This window comes from Rhodococcoides trifolii (genome assembly GCF_014635345.1).
Taxonomy (GTDB): Bacteria; Actinomycetota; Actinomycetes; order Mycobacteriales; family Mycobacteriaceae; genus Rhodococcoides; species Rhodococcoides trifolii.
The window spans coordinates 44,317-62,920 of sequence record NZ_BMCU01000006.1 but is presented as its reverse complement, the minus strand read 5'-3'; the positions used below and the strand labels follow the sequence as shown (position 1 = coordinate 62,920).

Annotated in this window: 19 protein-coding genes; 10 read left to right on the top strand and 9 right to left on the bottom strand. The window is 65.5% G+C overall.

Going from position 1 to position 18,604, the window contains the following annotated elements; all coding sequences use genetic code 11:
* The first annotated feature begins 161 nt into the window (after nt 1-161).
* Together IEW02_RS22125 and IEW02_RS22120 are read left to right on the top strand one after the other, a co-directional pair.
* The gene (locus IEW02_RS22125) at nt 162-1,343 is read left to right on the top strand and encodes a zinc-dependent alcohol dehydrogenase (protein ID WP_188547084.1); all 1,182 of its coding nucleotides are present in this window, start codon (nt 162-164) and stop codon (nt 1,341-1,343) included.
* The gene (locus tag IEW02_RS22120; RefSeq protein ID WP_188547083.1) at nt 1,340-1,615 is read left to right on the top strand and encodes a hypothetical protein; all 276 of its coding nucleotides are present in this window, start codon (nt 1,340-1,342) and stop codon (nt 1,613-1,615) included. Before IEW02_RS22125 ends, IEW02_RS22120 begins: the two co-directional genes overlap by 4 nt.
* Here IEW02_RS22120 and IEW02_RS22115 read toward each other — a convergent pair.
* Complete coding sequence (locus tag IEW02_RS22115; protein WP_188547082.1) at nt 1,603-2,751, bottom strand: metallophosphoesterase; 1,149 nt, start codon at nt 2,749-2,751, stop codon at nt 1,603-1,605. The two genes, IEW02_RS22120 and IEW02_RS22115, sit on opposite strands and share 13 nt — an antisense overlap.
* A gap of 27 nt (nt 2,752-2,778) precedes the next feature.
* Nucleotides 2,779-3,765, bottom strand: coding sequence for a zinc-dependent alcohol dehydrogenase family protein (locus IEW02_RS22110; protein WP_188547081.1), 987 nt, complete (start codon nt 3,763-3,765; stop codon nt 2,779-2,781).
* A 125-nt stretch (nt 3,766-3,890) separates the two neighbouring features.
* Here IEW02_RS22110 and pabB point away from each other — a divergent pair, with 125 nt between their 5' ends.
* From pabB to IEW02_RS22085, 5 genes are read left to right on the top strand one after another with little or no spacing between them, the layout of a single operon-like run.
* On the top strand, nt 3,891-5,042 hold the full coding sequence (gene pabB / locus IEW02_RS22105; protein WP_229746232.1) for an aminodeoxychorismate synthase component I: 1,152 nt from the start codon (nt 3,891-3,893) through the stop codon (nt 5,040-5,042).
* A 4-nt stretch (nt 5,043-5,046) separates the two neighbouring features.
* Nucleotides 5,047-5,619, top strand: coding sequence for a TetR/AcrR family transcriptional regulator (locus IEW02_RS22100; RefSeq protein WP_188547080.1), 573 nt, complete (start codon nt 5,047-5,049; stop codon nt 5,617-5,619).
* A gap of 27 nt (nt 5,620-5,646) precedes the next feature.
* Nucleotides 5,647-6,225, top strand: coding sequence for a TetR/AcrR family transcriptional regulator (locus IEW02_RS22095; RefSeq protein WP_188547079.1), 579 nt, complete (start codon nt 5,647-5,649; stop codon nt 6,223-6,225).
* A complete protein-coding gene (locus tag IEW02_RS22090; RefSeq protein ID WP_188547078.1) occupies nt 6,222-6,710 on the top strand; it encodes an FBP domain-containing protein in 489 nt (162 codons plus the stop codon). Before IEW02_RS22095 ends, IEW02_RS22090 begins: the two co-directional genes overlap by 4 nt.
* Before the next feature lie 12 nt (nt 6,711-6,722).
* Complete coding sequence (locus tag IEW02_RS22085) at nt 6,723-7,655, top strand: LysR family transcriptional regulator (RefSeq protein WP_229746231.1); 933 nt, start codon at nt 6,723-6,725, stop codon at nt 7,653-7,655.
* On the opposite strand, the gene IEW02_RS22080 is transcribed toward IEW02_RS22085, so the two are convergent.
* Genes IEW02_RS22080 through IEW02_RS22055 form a run of 6 tightly spaced genes read right to left on the bottom strand, consistent with a single transcriptional unit; the run spans nt 7,648 to nt 13,690 of the window.
* A complete protein-coding gene (locus IEW02_RS22080; RefSeq protein WP_188547077.1) occupies nt 7,648-8,631 on the bottom strand; it encodes a cyclase family protein in 984 nt (327 codons plus the stop codon). The genes IEW02_RS22085 and IEW02_RS22080 overlap by 8 nt on opposite strands.
* Entirely contained in the window at nt 8,628-9,599 is a 972-nt protein-coding gene (locus tag IEW02_RS22075; protein ID WP_188547076.1) for a fumarylacetoacetate hydrolase family protein, read from the bottom strand. The genes IEW02_RS22080 and IEW02_RS22075 overlap by 4 nt, the downstream gene beginning before the upstream one ends.
* The gene (locus IEW02_RS22070) at nt 9,596-10,543 is read right to left on the bottom strand and encodes a VOC family protein (protein ID WP_188547075.1); all 948 of its coding nucleotides are present in this window, start codon (nt 10,541-10,543) and stop codon (nt 9,596-9,598) included. The genes IEW02_RS22075 and IEW02_RS22070 overlap by 4 nt, the downstream gene beginning before the upstream one ends.
* Nucleotides 10,540-11,571 carry an amidohydrolase family protein gene (locus IEW02_RS22065; RefSeq protein WP_188547074.1) on the bottom strand — a complete coding sequence of 344 codons (1,032 nt, stop codon included), beginning with the start codon at nt 11,569-11,571 and terminating at the stop codon, nt 10,540-10,542. The genes IEW02_RS22070 and IEW02_RS22065 overlap by 4 nt, the downstream gene beginning before the upstream one ends.
* Nucleotides 11,568-12,704 carry an FAD-dependent monooxygenase gene (locus IEW02_RS22060; protein WP_188547073.1) on the bottom strand — a complete coding sequence of 379 codons (1,137 nt, stop codon included), beginning with the start codon at nt 12,702-12,704 and terminating at the stop codon, nt 11,568-11,570. The genes IEW02_RS22065 and IEW02_RS22060 overlap by 4 nt, the downstream gene beginning before the upstream one ends.
* Nucleotides 12,701-13,690, bottom strand: coding sequence for a fumarylacetoacetate hydrolase family protein (locus IEW02_RS22055; protein ID WP_229746230.1), 990 nt, complete (start codon nt 13,688-13,690; stop codon nt 12,701-12,703). The genes IEW02_RS22060 and IEW02_RS22055 overlap by 4 nt, the downstream gene beginning before the upstream one ends.
* Nucleotides 13,691-13,917: 227 nt before the next feature.
* On the opposite strand from IEW02_RS22055, the gene IEW02_RS22050 reads away from it, so the two are divergent.
* Nucleotides 13,918-15,132, top strand: a complete 1,215-nt coding sequence (locus IEW02_RS22050) for an MFS transporter (protein ID WP_188547071.1) — start codon at nt 13,918-13,920, stop codon at nt 15,130-15,132.
* A gap of 71 nt (nt 15,133-15,203) precedes the next feature.
* On the top strand, nt 15,204-15,794 hold the full coding sequence (locus IEW02_RS22045) for a hypothetical protein (protein ID WP_188547070.1): 591 nt from the start codon (nt 15,204-15,206) through the stop codon (nt 15,792-15,794).
* 25 nt (nt 15,795-15,819) lie between these two features.
* Here the strand turns inward: IEW02_RS22045 and glgX are convergent, their stop codons facing one another.
* On the bottom strand, nt 15,820-17,859 hold the full coding sequence (gene glgX / locus IEW02_RS22040) for a glycogen debranching protein GlgX (protein WP_188547069.1): 2,040 nt from the start codon (nt 17,857-17,859) through the stop codon (nt 15,820-15,822).
* A 135-nt stretch (nt 17,860-17,994) separates the two neighbouring features.
* On the opposite strand from glgX, the gene IEW02_RS22035 reads away from it, so the two are divergent.
* Entirely contained in the window at nt 17,995-18,603 is a 609-nt protein-coding gene (locus IEW02_RS22035) for a TetR/AcrR family transcriptional regulator (protein ID WP_188547068.1), read from the top strand.
* Nucleotide 18,604 lies beyond the last annotated feature (1 nt).

The window sequence follows — 18,604 nt, the reverse complement described above, 5'->3', positions numbered from 1 at the left end:
TGCAACCCCGGCCGTGAAAACTTTTTGCCACAACCGATTTGAACCATCTCTTATGTGTGGCATCGACACCACCGGGTACCCCGAGGCCACGGAGGACAGGTGGTCGCCGACGACAGGCGGTCGAAGGAAACCGTTCTCGTCCGATTCGAAAGTTGACCATCATGAAAGCAGTGACCTGGCAGGGCAAGCGAGACGTACGGGTGGAGACGGTGCCCGACCCCGAAATCCAACAGCCCACCGACGCGATCATCGAAATCACCTCGACCGGTATCTGCGGTTCCGACCTGCACCTGTACGAGGTCCTGGGTTCGTTCATGACCGCGGGAGACATCCTCGGCCACGAACCGATGGGCATCGTCCGTGAACTCGGGTCCGAGGTCACGAACCTGTCCGTCGGCGACCGGATCGTCGTTCCGTTCCAGATGTCCTGTGGCAGTTGCTACATGTGCGATCGCTCGCTCTTCACGCAGTGCGAGACCACGCAGGTGCGCGAGCAGGGAATGGGGGCGGCCCTGTTCGGATTTTCCGAACTGTACGGCGCGGTGCCCGGCGGTCAGGCAGAGCTGCTGCGTGTTCCGCAGGCACAGTTCACGCACATCAAAGTGCCGCACGAGCACGATGATTCGCGATACGTCTACTTGTCCGATGTCCTCCCGACCGCATGGCAGTCCGTTCAGTACGCCGACGTCCCCGATGGGGGCTCGGTCACCGTGTTGGGCCTCGGGCCGATCGGCGACATGGCGGCTCGCATCGCCGCCCACCTCGGGTACCGCGTCATCGCGGTCGATCGCGTTCCCGAGCGGCTGGCGCGCGCGGAGGCACGCGGGATCGAAACGGTCGACCTGAGCCGGCATGCCGATGAGATCGGCGACGTGATTCGCGACATGACGGGCGGACGCGGCACCGATTCGGTGATCGACGCGGTCGGCATGGAAGCACACGGATCACCGATTGCCACCGCCGCTCAACAGGTCACGGGGTTGCTCCCCGATTTCATCGGCAAGAAGATGATGAGCAAGGCCGGGATCGATCGACTGGACGCCTTCTATTCCGCCATCGACATCGTGCGGCGCGGCGGAACCATCTCGCTCATCGGCGTCTACGGCGGCATGGCCGACCCGCTTCCCATGCTCACCATGTTCGACAAGCAGATTCAGCTGCGAATGGGTCAAGCCAACGTCAAGAAGTGGGTCGACGACATCTTGCCGCTGCTGACCGACGCGGACCCGTTGGGTGTCGACAGCTTCGCGACACACGTGTTGCCGCTCGACGATGCCCCGCACGCCTACGACATCTTTCAGAAGAAGCAGGACAACGCCGTGAAGATTCTTCTGCGGCCGTGACCGAGCACACCGACGACGGTCGTTACATCGTGGTCGACGGCCGCAAGTGGCGGGCGACCGATCCGAACATCCCGGAGGAGCGCAACGCCGAACTTCGGAAGATCTTGATGGCGTGGCGGCGGGACGTCCGCCGAACCGACGGGGCGCACGAGTCGCGTGCCGGGGTTCAGGCAGCGAAGACGGCTCTCGGTGAGCGTGGCACACCGTGGTGGGAGCAGACCGACGACGAGCGACGGGCTCGCTGGGAAGCCGACGTGCCCTACCCGGACTGATTCGCCAGGAGTGTGAGCATCGAGATCTCGGGCGGTGCAGCCACTCTCACCGGTGGCCCCCAGGCTCCGGCCCCGCGGGTGGTGTAGACGGTGGTCGACCCGACGGTGTCCAGGCCCTCGACCGTCGGTTGTTGCAGTGGTACGAGGTAGCGGATCGGCCAGAGCTGTCCCGCATGCGTATGTCCGGACACCTGGACATCGACGCCCCGATCGGACGCTTCGAGTGCCTGACGCGGTTGATGGGCGAGCATGAAGACGAACTGGTCGGGATCGACGCCGTCGAGTGCCGCGCCCATGTCGGGCTCGTAAGGGGCCGGAGCGGTGAAATCGTTGACTCCCGCAACCGCGATGTCGGCGCCGCTGCGGGTCACGATGGTGTGGTCGTTGCGCAGAACGTCCACACCCAGACCCGACCACAGGTCCAGCCACTTTCCGCCGTCATCCGCGTAGAACTCGTGGTTCCCGCTGACCGCGAAAACGCCCAACGGCGCGGACAGTTGGCGAATCGGGTCCAGAACGTCACCGACGAGTTCGACGGTTCCGTCGATGAGGTCACCGTCCAGCACGATCATGTCCGGCTTCTGTGCGTTCACCTCGTCGACGACGGACTGGACGAAGCCCGCTCCCCGCGCCGGTCCCGCGTGGATGTCGGACACCAGCGCGACGCGGACTCCGTCGAACTCGGCCGGCAGCCGGTCGAGAGCGACATCGGTGCGCGTGACCCGCGGTGTCGCTGCTTCGACCAGTCCGTATCCGACCGTCACTGCTGTCGCCGCTACCACGACCGCCGAGCCGATCCGCAGGAACGTTCTGCGCGTCGACGAGACATCCCGGCGGCCGGCCGCTCCGACGACACGCACCACGAGCGCAACGAAGCCGAGTAGGAGCACCCCGAGCGAGAGGTACAACAACGCCGCCAGCCAGGTGAGTCCGACGAAACCCGGGGCGCGCGCCCACGTCGGATCGAACACGACCCCACTGCCCAGCCCGACCACCGCGAGGACCCACATGACGAGCAGCACCACCCCGACGGTCCGGCGGACGGGGCGCGGAGCGGAGGTCGCCCGCGCGAGCCGCCAGTAGAGGAACAGGCTGACCAGGGCGAGGACCGGACCGAAGCCGAACACAGCGGGCATGCCCGATACAACTAGTTTGCGAGGGTTTCAGTTCCCCGGCGAGAACAGGACCTTGCCGGTGCGGCCGCGTCGACCCGCGTGCTCGAACGCACGCCCGAAGTCCTCGAGCGAGTAGGTGGCCTCGATCGCAGCATGCAGTGTGCCGTCGGCGACGAGCCCCGCCAACTCGCGATAGTGCTCCGCCACCCGGTCCGAGTGCACGCCCTGCACCCAGTTGAGCAGCCAGAATCCGTGCATCGTCACACCTTTGAACACGAGGTCGGGCAATCCGATGGCGACCGGGCCCCCGGTGCGCGACGAGTAGGTGACGATGTGTCCCCCCGGCGACATCACACGCCCCAGCGCGACGGTGCCGTCACCTCCGACCGCGTCGACAAGCAGATCGACCGTGTCCTGCCCCAGGATGGCGCGTACCTCTCCCACGGCGTCGGGGCCTTCGGCCACGACGTACTCGGCACCTGCTTCTCGAAGCGCAGCAACCGATTCCGGTCGCCGTACGACCTCGATCAATCGAAACCCAGCGCGCGCGGCCAGCGCACGAACGTACCCCGCCGTCGCCGACGTGGCGCCGGTCTGAAGAACCCACGAGCCTGGTTCGATGTCGACGACACCGTGCAGCATGGCCCACGCGGTCATCGGGTTGATGCCCAACATCGCCAGCTGGGCGGGGTCACCCTCGACGGCGATCGCGCGGCCCGCGTCGACGACGGTCGTCTCGCACCAGGTCGGGTCCTTCAGTGTGGGAACCACGAGAACCTGCTCACCGACACGAGCCTCGTCGACCCCGTCTCCGACCGCGACGATGTGCCCGACGCCTTCCGCGCCCAGCACCGTCGGCAAGGTCGGCCGGACCCCGTACCGGCCCATGATCAACAGGAAGTCGGACGGATTGATCGGCGCGAAGTCGACCGCCACCGCAACCTGCCCGGCGCCCGGCCGAGGCTCGTCGATGTCGACCAGTTCGACGGTATCGGTACCCGGCGGACCATAGGTGTTGAGCTGCAACGCTTTCACGTTCGTTCCTTCGGCGGGAGCAATTCGATGACGACTGTCATCGACAGTGAGCCGACGATAGCAGAACCACGTCCGACGATGCGGTAGTTTCGGCGCACACCGTCGACGGTCCGGGAGGAGGCACCGTGCAGCGAATCCGCGCTCGCGCGCGATTCGACGACCTCGTCGCGGGCACCGCGCTGGCGTTCGACGACGTCGTGCGCGAACTCGTTGCCTGGCGCGCCGACGACGTCACCGCCGTACTCGACGAGGCGCAGCGACTGTCCGACGAGGGCTTCTGGGCGTTCGGGTTCGTCGCCTACGAGGCGGCGATCGGACTGGATCCCGGATCGACCACCGCGCCTGCCGATCCGGCCCTGCCGTTGGTGTGGTTCGGGATATCCCCCGGCCCCACCACCGTCCCGGTGGTGACGAAACCGGTCGTGCCGGGTTACTCGAGCGGGCCTTGGGTTCCCACATGGACCGAAAGTCGACACGCGCTGGCGGTCGACGCGATACGTGAGCGCATCGCAGCCGGCGACACCTACCAGTGCAATCTGACGACCACCGTGACCGCGAGCGTCGTCGGAGACGTCGCCGACCTTTACCGCGATCTGGCACTGGGTCAGCGCTGCCGCTACAGCGCCTGTCTCGACCTCGGTCGGCACGTGGTGGCCAGCGTCAGCCCCGAGTTGTTCTTCGAGCAGAACGGGTCTCGGCTGTCGATGCGTCCGATGAAGGGGACAGCCGCTCGCGGTCGCACTCCCGTCGAGGACGACGCTGCACGCACGCGCCTGTCGGTGAGCGTCAAGGATCGAGCCGAGAACGTCATGATCGTCGATCTGGTGCGTAACGATCTCGCCCGGATCGCTCGGGTGGGCAGTGTTCGCGTGACGTCGTTGTGCCGCATCGAAACCTACGAGACCGTCCACCAACTGACGTCCGCCGTCAGCGCCGACGTGGACGTGTCCACACCGTTGTCGGACATTTTTCGAGCCCTCTTTCCGTGCGGGTCGATCACCGGGGCGCCGAAGCGGCGCACCATGGAGATCATCGCTGATCTCGAAGACGGTCCGCGCGGAATATACTGCGGCGCAATCGGAATGCTCGCGCCGGCCGGCGGGGAGTTCCGTGCGCGATTCTCGGTCGCCATTCGTACCGTGGTCGTGGACCGGACGCTCGGAACCGCCACCTACGGCACCGGTGGCGGAATCACCTGGAGTTCTCGTGCCATGGACGAGTACGCGGAACTGGTGACCAAGACGCGGGTACTGGACGCGTTGCGCGACGTAACCTGATGCGGTGACAGCCGAGGACGACCGCGAACCAGCGCGGGCACGCATGGTTCGTAGCGCTGCCCGCATGATTCGACAACGCGGTGTCACCGGCGTGGGGTTGCGTCAGATCGCCGCCGACGCCGACGGGCCCCGTGGGTCGTTGCAGCGCTACTTTCCCGGCGGCAAGACGCAAGTTCTCCTCGAAGCAGTCGATCTCGCACTGAACGACTTCGCCGCCGGTACCCGAGCAGCCGCAACCGACGCCGCCACTCTTCCCGAGGCCGTTGCGATGATCGTCGATTCCTGGCGAGAGGTGTTGCTGCGCAGCGATTTCACCTCAGGTTGTCTGCTCGCGGCGTTCGTCGTGGATGCCTCGGCCGTCGATCCGTTGCGCGCCGAAGCCGACGAGCGCTTCACTCGATGGCGCAAGGCGGTCGCGCTCGTCTACCGCAGGTTCGGGTACGACCGCGTCGCAGCCTGGGACGAAGCGTTGCTCGTCGTCTCCGCCATCGAGGGAGCTGCACTGGTGTCGCGGGCCGGACGCACGACGGAACCGCTGGACGTCGTAGAGAAGTTGCTCGTCGACCGGCTTGCCTAATACCTTTAGGCAAATTACGATAGCTTTATGGCACGCGCTGGACTGACCCTGGAACGAGTAGCCCTCGCCGGCGCCGAACTGGCCGACCGCGACGGGTTCGATCGAGTGACGGTCTCGGCCGTCGCGAGACACTTCGACGTCGCTGTGGCCAGCCTGTACTCCTACGTCAAGAGCAGCCGAGACCTGGAGGGTCGGATCGCGCTGCTTGCACTGACCGAACTGGCCGACCGCGCAGCCGAGGCGATCGCGGGCCGATCCGGCAAGGACGCACTGACGGCCTTCGCCGATGCGTATCGCGAGTACGCGCTGGCCCACCCGGGCCGGTGGGCCGCCACCAGAGCGACTCTCGACCCCGACTCCGGGGCACTCGCCGCAGGCCGCAGACACACCGACCTGATGCAGGCGGTACTCCGGGGGTACCACCTCGACGATCGAGACCGAACTCACGCAATCCGATTGCTGGGCAGCGTGTTCAACGGATACGTCTCACTGGAATCCAGCGGCGGTTTTGCCCACAGCACGCCGGACTCGCAGCAATCGTGGGTGCGCATTCTCGATGCACTGGACGCTCTGCTGCGCAACTGGCCACAGGAAGGACCGACATGAAACCCCTCACCGAATCCGACATCCGGGCGTCGTTCGTCAATTGTTCCAAGGGCGAGGTCAAGCGCCTACCCACCCCGAAGAATCTCGACGATCGGCCGTGGGACGATCTGGACTTCCTGGGGTGGAGCGACCCGTCGTTTCCCGGTCGCTGCTACATCGTGTTCCCGCGCGACGACGAACTGGTCGGTGTAGCACTGAAATACGAAACCGGCGGCACCCGCAAGGCGCAGATGTGTTCGATCTGCCTCACCACGCACGCCAGCGGCGGCGTGGCGTTGATGAGTGCCCGCAAGTCTGGTGAGTCGGGGCGCAAGGGCAACACGGTCGGCATCTACATGTGCGCCGACCTCGATTGCTCCCTCTACACCCGCCGCAAGAAGACGCCCGCACTCGGTCGGCAGTACCGCGAGGACTTCGATCCACAGGGGCGCATCGACAAGTTGTGCGACAACCTCGAAGCGTTCGTGGCCAGGGTGCGTATCTGAGACAGTGGTCGTATGCGTGAGCTGGTGAACGTCTCCAACCTCGACCTCAACTTGCTGGTGTCTCTGGATGCGTTGCTGCAGAACCGAAGTGTCACCAAGGCAGCACGACAATTGGGCCTGAGTCAGCCCGCACTCTCGGCGGCGCTGGCTCGCTTGCGGCGGCACTTCGGCGACGAATTGCTCTATCGGGTGGGCAACGAATACCGGCTCACGCCGCTGGCCGCGGAGCTGCGCGGGCGGGCGCGATTGGCGCTCGACGGGGTGGAGCGGGTCTTCTCGAGCCAACCGGAATTCGACCCCAGCGAGTCGACGCGCGAATTCACCATGCTGGTCAGCGACTACGGAATATCGGTGCTGGGTGACACGGTCGCCGGGTTGCTCGCCGAGGAAGCGCCACATGCTCGACTCCGGTTCGGGCCCACCAGCCCCGACGTCGTGGGGCACGCGGATCGAACCCTCCTCGGGTCCGACGTACTGCTCATGCCGCACGGCTTCATCACCGATCTCCCGCACGCCGACCTGTACCAGGACGAATGGGTCATCGTGGTGTCCTCGGACAACGACGGCGTCGCGGACGCGTTGACGGACGACCAATTACGCACGCTCCCCTGGGTTCTCGTGTATCACGGCCAGACCGCCTCGACGCCGGCCGCCCGCCAGTTGCGCATGATGGGCATCGAGCCGCGAGTGCAGGTGGTCACCGAAAGCTTCCTGACGGTGCCGTCGTTGATCGTGGGCAGCGACCGCATCGCACTACTGCAACAGCGCCTCGTGCGCCTGCTGCCCTTGAACGCCGGCATTCGCACGTTGCCGTCACCGGTTCCGCTGGCACCGATGGTCGAAGCGATGTGGTGGCATCCGGTCTACGACCGCGATCCCGAACACGTCTACCTGCGTGACCTCGTCGTTCGGGCCGCACGGATGGCGACGGACGATCTCACTTGACCGCAATCGGGTTGACCGGTGCCCCCACCGCTCCGGTCACGGGAATCGGTGCAGCCGTGAGGAAGAACTCGTACACACCGTCGGCGGCGCAGTCCTGCGCCAGCGCATCCAGATCCCACATCTCACCGAGGAAGAGTCCGATGTTGGGGATCGCCACTTGATGGAGCGGCTGAAACGCCACGTCGAACTCGTTGGGACGCACCTCGAAACCCCACGTATCGGTGGCAATTGCCGCGATTTCGCTGTCGTGCAACCAATCTGCCGTCGTGAACGACAGCCCCGGCGCCGCGCCTCCCGCGTAGTCGCCCCACCCGTCGCGTCGGGCACGGGTGAGTTGGCCGGTACGCACCAGAACCAGATCACCCGTACCGACTGCGACGTCCTGTGCATGCATCGTCGACTCCAGATGGCGAGTCGTGATCGCGAACCCGTCCGGCAGTTCGCCGTCCGTGCCGAAGCGGCGCCCCACATCGAGAAGAACCCCGCGCCCGGCGATTCCGTTGGCGACCGTCTCGATTCCGGTGACACCGTCGCCGAGGGAGGTGACCACCTCGTTTGCCGGGCGCCCGTTCCAGGCCACACCGTGATCGAAGATGTGGCCCAACCCGTCCCACTGCGTCGAGCACTGCAGCGGCATCGACACCACATCGTCCGCTCCCCCGATCCCGTGCGGGAAGCCCTGCACACCGGCCACTGCGTCGGTTCCGGTGTCGAGCATCGTGTGGACCGGGTTGGTGCGGCGCCGCCAGCCCTTCTGAGGACCGTCCATGTCGAAGCTCTGCGACAGCGAGAAGGACGCGCCCCGCCGCACGAGAGCGGCCGCAGCCGCCCGGTGGGCCTGCGTGAGATAGTTCATCGTCCCGCGGACATCGTCGGCGCCCCAACGGTTCCAATTTCGATTCCGTTCCGCAGCCGCCGCGATGGCACCTTCGGGATCGGTACGGTCGAGCGTCGGTGTGTTGTGGTCGACGGTCATGAAAGCCCTCCAGTTGCTGCGTGTTCACGGCGGCGAGCGGGCGGCACCGGCGGTGTCTCACGGGACGCGCCGACGGTATTGGTCACCGATCCGATTCCCTGAACGGTCAGTGTGACGACATCTCCCGTCTGCAGGGGCGGCGGAGACTGCTCCCCACGCCGTCCCCACAACTCGGCGAGACATCCCCCGTTTCCGACGGTTCCGGAGCCGAGGACGTCGCCGGGATGGACCCAGCTGTCACGAGAGGCGTAGGCGACGAGAGATTCGAACGTCCAACCCATGTGAACAAGCGAATCATGACCGATGCGCTCGCCGTTGACCGTCACCTCGCACTCGACGTCGTAGAACCCGTCGTCACCTCGGTACTCGGCGAATTCGTCGGCGGTCACGATCCACGGCCCGAGGGTGTTCGCGAAGTCCTTGCCCTTCGCCGGTCCGAGACTGACCTGCATCTCGCGCCGCTGGATGTCTCGAGCCGACCAGTCGTTGAGGATCGTGTAGCCGAAGATGTGGTCGCGGGCATCCTCGACCGACACACTCGATCCCGACTTGCCCACGACTGCAGCCACTTCGAGCTCGAAGTCCAGGGCCTGCGTATCTCGCGGCGCAATCACGGTGTCGTTCGGTCCGACCACGGCGTACGGGTTTGTGAAGTAGAACCGAGGCGCCTCGTACCACGCGTCGGGCACCCCGGTCGATCCGTCGATGCTGCGCCGCACACCTTCGACGTGTTCTTCGAAAGCCACGAAGTCACGCATCGTCGGCGGTTGCAGCGGTGCGCGAAGAGTGATGTCCGACAGCGGTATTCCCGATGTCTTCATCGCCTGCGAGCCCAGCGTCAGAGCGTCGTGCAACCCGGCGCGTACGAGGTCGAGCATGGACGTCGCCGCGTCTATTGGGTGGACTACGTCGTCGACGACCACGCCCACCCGGTCGGCGCGTCCGCCGGAGAACGTTGCGAATTTCATACCGGCGGCGCCACGAACAGACCCTTGTCGGGATCGTTGAAGGACTGCTTGGCCACGAACTCGTTCATCGCGTTGGCGGTGCCCCACTGATCCGACACCTCGGGCGCCGAGAAATCCAGCAGGTGTGGGTGCCAGGTGTCCTCGTCGAGGGTTTCCAGTTCGGTGGTGTATTCCATCGTGTTCCCGTTGGGATCGAGGAAGTACGAGAAGGTGTTGTTACCGGCCATGTGTCGACCGGGACCCCAGATCTTCTCGACCCCGGCGCGCAACATCTTTCCGGTGCCACGCATGTACTCGTCGATCCCGCGGAGCTCGAACGACGCGTGATGCAGGGCGACGTGTGGACCGCGGGCGATGGCCATGCTGTGGTGCTGGGCGTTGGTGCGCAGAAACCACATCATGTGCCCCATGCGTGGATGCATCAACGTGTCGGACAGTTTGAACCCGAAGTGCTTGTTGTAGAACGCGACCGTCTCCTCGGGGTTCGGTGTGTTCAGCACTACGTGCGACAGTTTGACCGGAATCGACTCGCCCTCCTCGATCTTGCGGTGCCGGCGCACTGCGACATCCGACGAGATCTCGATGGTCCGGCCGTCGTTGTCGAAGAATCTGAATCCGTAACCACCACCGGGAGTCTGGAGCACGTCGGGATCGGCGACCAGAGCGACGCCGTCCGCGGCCAGTCGATGCGCGACCGAATCGACGGTCGCTGCGTCGGCCGCACCGTACGACACGAGGTCGAGGCGCTTGTCAGAATCCTTGCGGATGCGGACGACGTATTGCTCGGGCGATCCTTCCGCGGCCAGATAGGTGACGTCGCCGTCGGTGGCGACGACGCTCAGCCCCCAGTGCCCGGTGTAGAACTCGAGCTGCTTCCGGTAGTCGGGCACGGCAAGGTCGACGTGGCGGAGGTGGGTCAGTGAGAACGGGGACGTGGTATTCACGATGTAACTCCTACTGTGGTGGTGCGCAATCCGAGTGCGGCGGCGTTGCTGCCGAGGACGGCGTCGACGGTGGCGGTGGGCAGTCCGGCGGACCGTACGGCTGCCACCGGGTCGTCGGTGCCCATGTCGAACGGGTAGTCGGAGCCGAGCACCACCGAGTCCGGGCCGACAGCGTCGACGAGGTTTCGGAGCTGATCGGGGCCGTGCACGAGCGAGTCGAACGTCAACCTGCCGAGGTAGCTGCTCGGCAGGTCGGCGCAGCGCCGTGCTTCCGGCCTCACCCTCCACGCGTGGTCGGAGCGACCGATGTTCGTGGGGAGGTACCCACCGCCGTGTGCAGCAACGAGTTTCAGCTCCGGATGGCGGTCCAGTACTCCCGAGAAGATGATGTGCGAGAGCGCTACCGCATTCTCCGCCGGTTGGCCGACGGTGTTGGACAGGTAGAACCGGTCGAGACGAGCGTCCAGCGAGCATCCGAAGGGGTGCAGAAAGATCACAGCGCCCAGAGATGCCGCTCGCGACCAGAAGGGGTCGAGTGCCGGGTTGGACAACTCGACCGTCCCGTCCGGTGTCTGGGCGAACGACGAGATCTCGACTCCGCTGAGACCGCACGTGAGAACGGCGTCGTCCAGGGCGTCCACCATCGCACCGGGGTGTTGGAGCGGAACGAGCCCGAGTCCGAGGAGCCGCGTGGGTTCTTCGGCGACCAGTGCGGCGACACCGCGGTTGGCGGCACCGTAGATCGTGCGTGCCAGTTCCCGGTCGGCCCAGTAGTGGTACTGCGACGGAGACGGCGACACCACCTGCACGTCGATTCCCGCTGCGGTCATGTCGGTCAGGCGGCGATCGAGGCCCGTGAGCTGAGGTATGCGCTCGCGCACCATCTTTCCCGACACTTCGAGCGACTCGGCGCCGTTGCGTACGGCTTCGAGGGCCCGCAGAGCATCGAGGCCCGGGAAGCCGGACACGATGGCCTCGATCTCCGGGACGATGGCGTGCGCGTGGACGTCCACCACAGGCGCGCTCATGCCGGCTCGCTGACGAGCGCGGCGATTCGGCCCATGAGACCGGGAACGTCTGCATCCGTGCGATGTTCGAGCATCCATGCACCCAGTTGCACCGAGGCGTCGACCACTGCGCGGGCACGCGGGCGGCGCCGGTCGGCGAACGCGGTCAGGACGCTGTCGTCGATCGTGTCGGCAGCGAGAAGGAGTTCGGTGAGCACCGAGGCGTCTTCGAGCGCCTGGGCGCCACCTTGCGCGAGGGTGGGCGGGCAACAGTGCGCGGCGTCGCCGATCAGCACCACCCGCCCGCGGTGCCAGGGCCCGTCGATGACGTGGGCTTCGAACCAGGTGTAGTTGACCGCGTCGGGATCGGTCAGCTGCTCGCGGATGTCGTCCCACGGTCCGTGGTACTGCGCCGCCAGATCGAGCATGACGTGCAGCTGCTCCGCCTTCGACAACATGCTGCGGTCACGGGCGTCCTCGACGATATACGCGTACAACGAGTTCGGGCCCGTCGGGCAATATCCGGCGATGTATCCGGCGCCGCCGTAGTACAGATCCGTTCTCGTCACCGACTCCGGTCGCGGGCCGACGAGACGCCAGATTCCCATTCCTGTCGGAGCGGGTTCGACGTCGACACCGATCGTCCGACGCGTCCACGAGCGGACCCCGTCGGCGCCGATCACGATGTCGTAGCGCCTCGAAGCCCCGTCGCCGAAATCGACGTCGACACCGGACGCATCCTGCGCCAGAGCGGTGACGGTGGTTCCGAAGCGGAGCTTCACACCCGCTTCCTCGGCGGCGTCACCGAGGATGGTTGCGAGAACGGGCCGTTCCATGCCCAGCGTGGCGGGAAGATCCGGTCCGCCCATTCGAGCGTCGTCCATCTGCACCAGGAGGGTTCCGTGTGCGTCGGGTGCACGCAAACCCAGGTCGTTGAACTCGTATCCCGCTGCCCGCACCCGGTCCCAGACACCCAGCTCACGGAGCACCCGCAACGCGTTGCCCTGCAGTGTGATTCCCGACCCGACCGATCGACTACGGGACGCCTGCTCCACCAGATCGACCTCGACACCGCCGCGGGCGAGACCGATCGCTGCCGCAGTGCCGGCAATCCCGCCGCCGATCACCAGTGCCGAATGCACCGGGCCGCTCATGCGTCCGCGCCGATCACGGGCGTCTTCTGGTGTCCGAGTCCGGTGATGGTCGACTCCATGACGTCTCCGTCGGCCAACAGCCTGCCCCAGTGCATTCCGTTACCGGCCGGGCTTCCCGTCAGGACCAGATCACCGGGCAGCAGTGTCACGGTCTGCGACACCGCGGAGATCAGTTCCGCCACCCCGAACAACATGTCCTTGGTCGATTCGTCCTGCATCACGGTCCCGTTGAGTTCGAGGGTGAGTCGCAGTTCCGAGACGTCACCGGCTTCCTCCCTCGGCACGATCCACGGGCCCACCGGAAGGAACCCGGGAGCGTTCTTCGCACGCAACCAGTCGGTGCCGATCTCGGGCATGTCTCGTCGGAACACCAGTTCCCTTGTCGTGAGGTCGTTCACGATGGTGTAGCCGGCTACGACATCGAGCGCGTCGTCGACGCTCACCCGGTGTGCGCGGCGGCCGATCACGGCTGCCAACTCCAACTCCCAATCGTTCTTCGTGGTGCCCGGCGGCAGGCTGACCGTGTCGTACGGTCCGGTGACGGCAGACGGGAGTCCGACGAAGAAGTACGGATCGCCCTCGGCGGCACGCAGGTCCATCATCTCGGCGGTCTCCGCACGGACCTGTTCCTCGGTGCGACCGTCGGACAGGTCTGCATGCTTGACCGCGAGGTCGATCACGTGGGTGCGGTAATTGGCCCCCGCCTGGAGGATCTGGATCGGCTCGACCGGCGCCAGAACATCGACCTCGTCCACCGACACCCGGGTACCGGTCGACTCCCGGCTCACGACACGAAGCAGGGGAAGGAGTCGGTCCCACTCGTTCAGGATGTCGCGCACGCTGATCGGCGTCGGGAGGTCGAGTCGGTCGGCAACGCTGTCGAGTACGAGGAGCGTGCCGTCGCGCAGAGCCACCGCGTGGCTGCGGCCCTCGAGTCGGACCGTGCCCAGTGCCAGGGTCGGGAGGGGGATCGATGTTGATTCCACTGTGGTTCCACTTCTTTCGCTGTGCGGAGTGACTGCCACCACTCTGCTGCGACGAAAGCCATCAGGGAAGGACCGATCGATGATGCCCGTCATCAACGACGGTGATGACCCACTTATCACCCTGACTGATGCACTACCCCGGTGATTGTTATTTCCGTTATGTACGCACTGCCTCGACACTTCGATACAGCACGTGACCCAGCTCACCGGACCATGACGGAGTATCGATGACCAACGACATCACGCCGACCAGAGCGGCAGCCTCGACCGACCGCGTAGCCGGTCCCGTACAAGGACTGCTGCTCATCTCGATGAGCTGCCTGTCCGTTCTCGGCGCCGTTCTGCTCGCGCCCGCCCAGCCGCAGATTCTCGCCGAGTTCGCCGGCACCCAGTCGTCGAACTGGCTGGTCCCCCTCGTGATCACCACTCCCGCGCTCATGGTCGGGCTGCTCGCCCTCGGCGCGGGCCGCATCGTCGACGCCGTCGGCAGGATGCGCCTGCTGACGGTCGCGCTGGTCGTGTACGCAGTGTTCGGCACTGCCCCGCTCTACCTCCACTCGCTGGTGTCCATCGTGGGTTCGCGCGTCGGGGTCGGCATCGCCGAGGCCGCGATCATGACGTGCTCCACCACCCTCATCGCCGATTACTTCGTGGGCAAGCAGCGAGCGCGCTACCTCGGCCTGCAGGTGGTGTTCAGCTCACTGTCCGCGGTGGTGTTCATCGGCCTCGGTGGCGCTCTGGCGCAGTCGAGTTGGCGTACACCGTTCTGGGTTTACGGAGTGGGACTGCTGTTCGCGCTGCTCGTGCCTCTCGTCTTGTGGTCCCCGACGAAGGCGAACCGGTCGGACGTCAGCTCGCTCAGCCCGATCGACTGGCGCGCGCTGGCGATCCCGCTGGCGGTCACCGCTTTCGGCGGCGTGGTCTTCTACGTGCCGATCGTCGAGATTCCGTACGCCCTGTCCGACGTCGGCATGACGGGGGCGGGCCCGATCGGTGCCGTCAGTGCCCTCGTGGCGGTGGCCACGGCCATCGGAGCAATCTCGTTCATGCGTATCGGCAAGCTCGGACCGAAGACGTTGCTACCGAGCGCATTCGGGACGGCCGGTCTCGGCATCACCGTCATCGGCCTGGCGGGAACACCGGTCGTGGTCGCGATCGGAGGCGTCATCGCATCGGCCGGCTGCGGTGTCCTGCTTCCCACCTTGCTGACCTGGGTCCTGGGTGCGCTGAAGTTCGAGGAGCGCGGACGTGGCACCGGCGCATGGACGGCGTGCCTGTTCCTCGGGCAGTTCTCGTCGGCGCTGGTCGTTCTCGCGATCTCGGCGGCGGTGGGCGGACTGTTCGCTGCATTGGTGGCGGTGGGCGTTCTGTCCCTCGCCCTGGCCCTGATGGCCACCCGGCTGGCTTCGGTGCGTACGGCAGTCCCGGCGTTCGAGTCGTAAGGGCCGGCGCCGCCCGATCACCCGGTTTCGGAGCACCCGCTGTTCTGATCCACCGGACTACGGTGAGCGGTATGGCCCGCACCGCGACAGTGATCGGCGCGGCCTCGGCTGCCGTCTTCTACGCCGCGGCGATCAGACCGTGGCAACTGAATTGGGGCGCAACGGCGCACGAGGCATCGCGGCCGTTGCTGGGCGACGACCTCGTGCCACATCCGACGCTGCGGGCGACGCGAGCGGTCACCGTCCTCGCCACGCCCGAGGACATCTGGCCGTGGTTGCTCCAGGTCGGGACGGGCCGAGCCGGGTGGTACAGCTACGACCTGATCGACAACTTCGGGCGGCCCAGTGCACGAACCATCGTTCCCCGGCTGCAGCACCTCGACGTCGGAGACATCGTGCCGCTGACACCCGCCGGCCGAACGGGATTCACCGTGGAGCGATTGCTTCCCCCGCGAACCATGGTGTGGAGCACGCGATACGACACCACGTGGACATGGCAACTCGAACCGCAGCGGGACGGGTCCACACGGATCCTCAGTCGTGTGCGATTCCGACTGCATCCAAGTGCCGTATCGGTGGCGATCGGACTCGCGATGGAGTTCGGTGACGGGATCATGGTGCGAAAGATGTTGCTGAACATACGAAGTCGCGCGGAGACCTGAGGCCCCCGCGCGACTTCGGTGCGCTCTACTTGCTCGGCGAACTCAGCAAGGTGAAGGAATGTTCACGTGCCACCGTCGATGGCCCGCCGGTGTTGTGCACCTGCTCCGGATCGCTCGACACTTCGAGCGACCATTCGCCGTCGGGGAGTTCGAACTGGACCCCGCTGGGCGACGCGTTGACGATCCACGCGAAATCGGAGTCGTCCTTCTCCGCGCGCAGCAGCACCAGAATCGACTTCGACGTCGTGTCGTCCCAATCCTCGGCGTTCAGGATCTCCCCGTCGGCTCGGTAGAAGTCGACGGTGTCGGTCGAGCTCGACGAGCTGTCGTGACGGAACCAGATCGGACGCAGAGCGGGATGCGCGTTACGCAGACCGATCATCCCCGCTGTGAAGTCGATCAGTTCCTGATCCGCAGAATCCCAGTCGTACCAGGAAATTTCGTTGTCCTGGCAGTAGGCGTTGTTGTTGCCGCCCTGCGTGCGACCCAACTCGTCTCCACCGAGGATCATGGGCACACCCGCCGAGAGCAGAAGCGTCGCAAGGTGATTGCGCTGCTGACGCTTCCTGACTTCCAGGATACCGACGTCGTCGGTCTCGCCGTCTGCTCCGCAGCCCCAGGAACGGTTGTCGGACTCGCCGTCCTGGCTGTTCTCGCCGTTCTCCTCGTTGCGTTTGGAGTCGTACGCGTTCAGATCGGCGAGCGTGAATCCGTCGTGTGCGGTGACGAAGTTGACGCTCGCCAGAACCGGACGGCCGTCGTTCTCGTAGACGTCCGGGCTACCCGTGATGCGTTGTGCCAGAGCGGGAAGCGATCCCTCCTCGCCGCGCCAGAAGTCACGCGTGTCGTCGCGGTACTTCCCGTTCCACTCCGACCACCGTGCCGGGAATCCGCCGACCTGGTACCCCTGCGTGTCCCACGGCTCGGCGATGAGCTTGACCGGCGCGAGCGTCGGGTCCTGGTGGACCATGTCGAGGAACGCGCTGTGCACGTCGAGGCCGCTGTCCTGTCGAGTCAGGGTGCTGGCAAGGTCGAATCGGAAACCGTCGACGTGACATTCGGTGACCCAGTAGCGCAGCGAATCCATGATGAGGGCAAGGGCAGCTGGATGACCGACATTGAGGCTGTTACCGGTGCCGGTGGTGTCGTAGTACTTGCTCTGATCCTCGGGTACCAGGCGGTAGTGCGACCCGTTGTCGATTCCCTTGAGCGACAACGTCGGCCCGAGGTGATTACCCTCTGCCGTGTGGTTGTAGACCACGTCGAGAATGACCTCGATACCGGCGGCGTGCAGCGCCTTGACCATGGACTTGAACTCACGAACCTGCGCGCCGTCGTCGCTACTGGAGCTGTACTCGTTGTGCGGTGCAAGGAAGCCGATCGAGTTGTATCCCCAGTAGTTCCTGCGGCCCGCTTCGAGCAGGTGCGAGTCCTGTACGAACTGGTGAATGGGCAGCAATTCGACCGATGTGACGCCGAGACGTGTCAAGTGCTCGATGGCGGCCGGTTCGGCCATCCCGGCATAGGTTCCGCGAATGCTCTCCGGCACCCCGTCGAGGCGCGCGGTGAATCCCTTGACATGCACTTCGTAGACGATCGTCTCCGACAATGGAATCAGAGGTGCACGATCGCCCTCCCAGTCGAATTCCGTGTCCACCACGACACACCGCGGCATGGCGTCCGCCGAATCGTCGTCGTTGCGCTCGAGCGGCTCGTCGTGGTGGTGACTGAAGACGGACTCGTTCCAGTCGACCTGGCCGGCAATAGCTTTGGCGTACGGGTCGAGCAGAAGCTTGTGGACGTTGTGTCGCAGACCGTTCGCGGGATCCCAGGGACCGTCGACCCGCAAGCCGTAACGCGCGCCGACGACGAGGCCCGGAACGATGCCGTGGAAGACGTGGCCGAACCGGTCGCTCAACAGTGTGGTGGTGGACCCGCTCTCGTCGAATACCTCGACGGACACGGAGTCGGCGGTCTCGGAGTACACGGCGACGTTACCGACACCACCGGCGAGCGGTGTCACTCCCAGGGGGTACGGCCGACTCGCGGGAGCGGACTCGCTCATTGATTCACCTAATCGCTGGACTTGGACATGCTCGATCGCGTGAGACTTACCCGGGGCCGGGGACGGCGAAACCGGACGACTGCGTCACAGAGCGGGTGCATTGACAAATGTACTCGTCCGAGTACATTTTTACTCATGCAAGTAACAGCTCGCGATCAGAGGCCCGCCGCACGCGCGCGGCGCGAACAGATCGTCGCGGCGGCCATCGACGTCATCGCCACGTCCGGCTACCGATCGGCAACATTTCAGACCATTGCGGCGGCCGCCGGCATCAAGTCGACTCGTACGATCTCGTATCACTTCGCCGGCAAGGACGATCTGATCGCTGCGGTCGTCGAGGACGTGTTTTCGACGATCACGGCGTTCATGGCGCATGCGCGCATCGCGACCGATTCGTTCGACTCTGCGCTCGAAACCACCATCCGTGCCACCGTCGCATTGAACGACGCGCATCGAGCGTCGATGCAGGCCTTGATGAGCATCTTCCTCGAACATTACCCGGCGGGCGGGTCGTCGACCTACGGTCCGGACGAGGAGACGGCCGTCATGTCGCCGATTCAGCAGGTACTCGTGGACGGACAGAAGGCGGGCGAATTCACCGACTTCGACGCCGAGATCATGGCCGCGACCATTCAGCGCTCGCTCGACGGAGTTGCGTTCCTATTGCGTACGCATCCCGATCTGGACCTCGACCATTACGCCGACGAACTGGTGTCGACGTTCCGCCGCGCGACGAGAAGGTGAT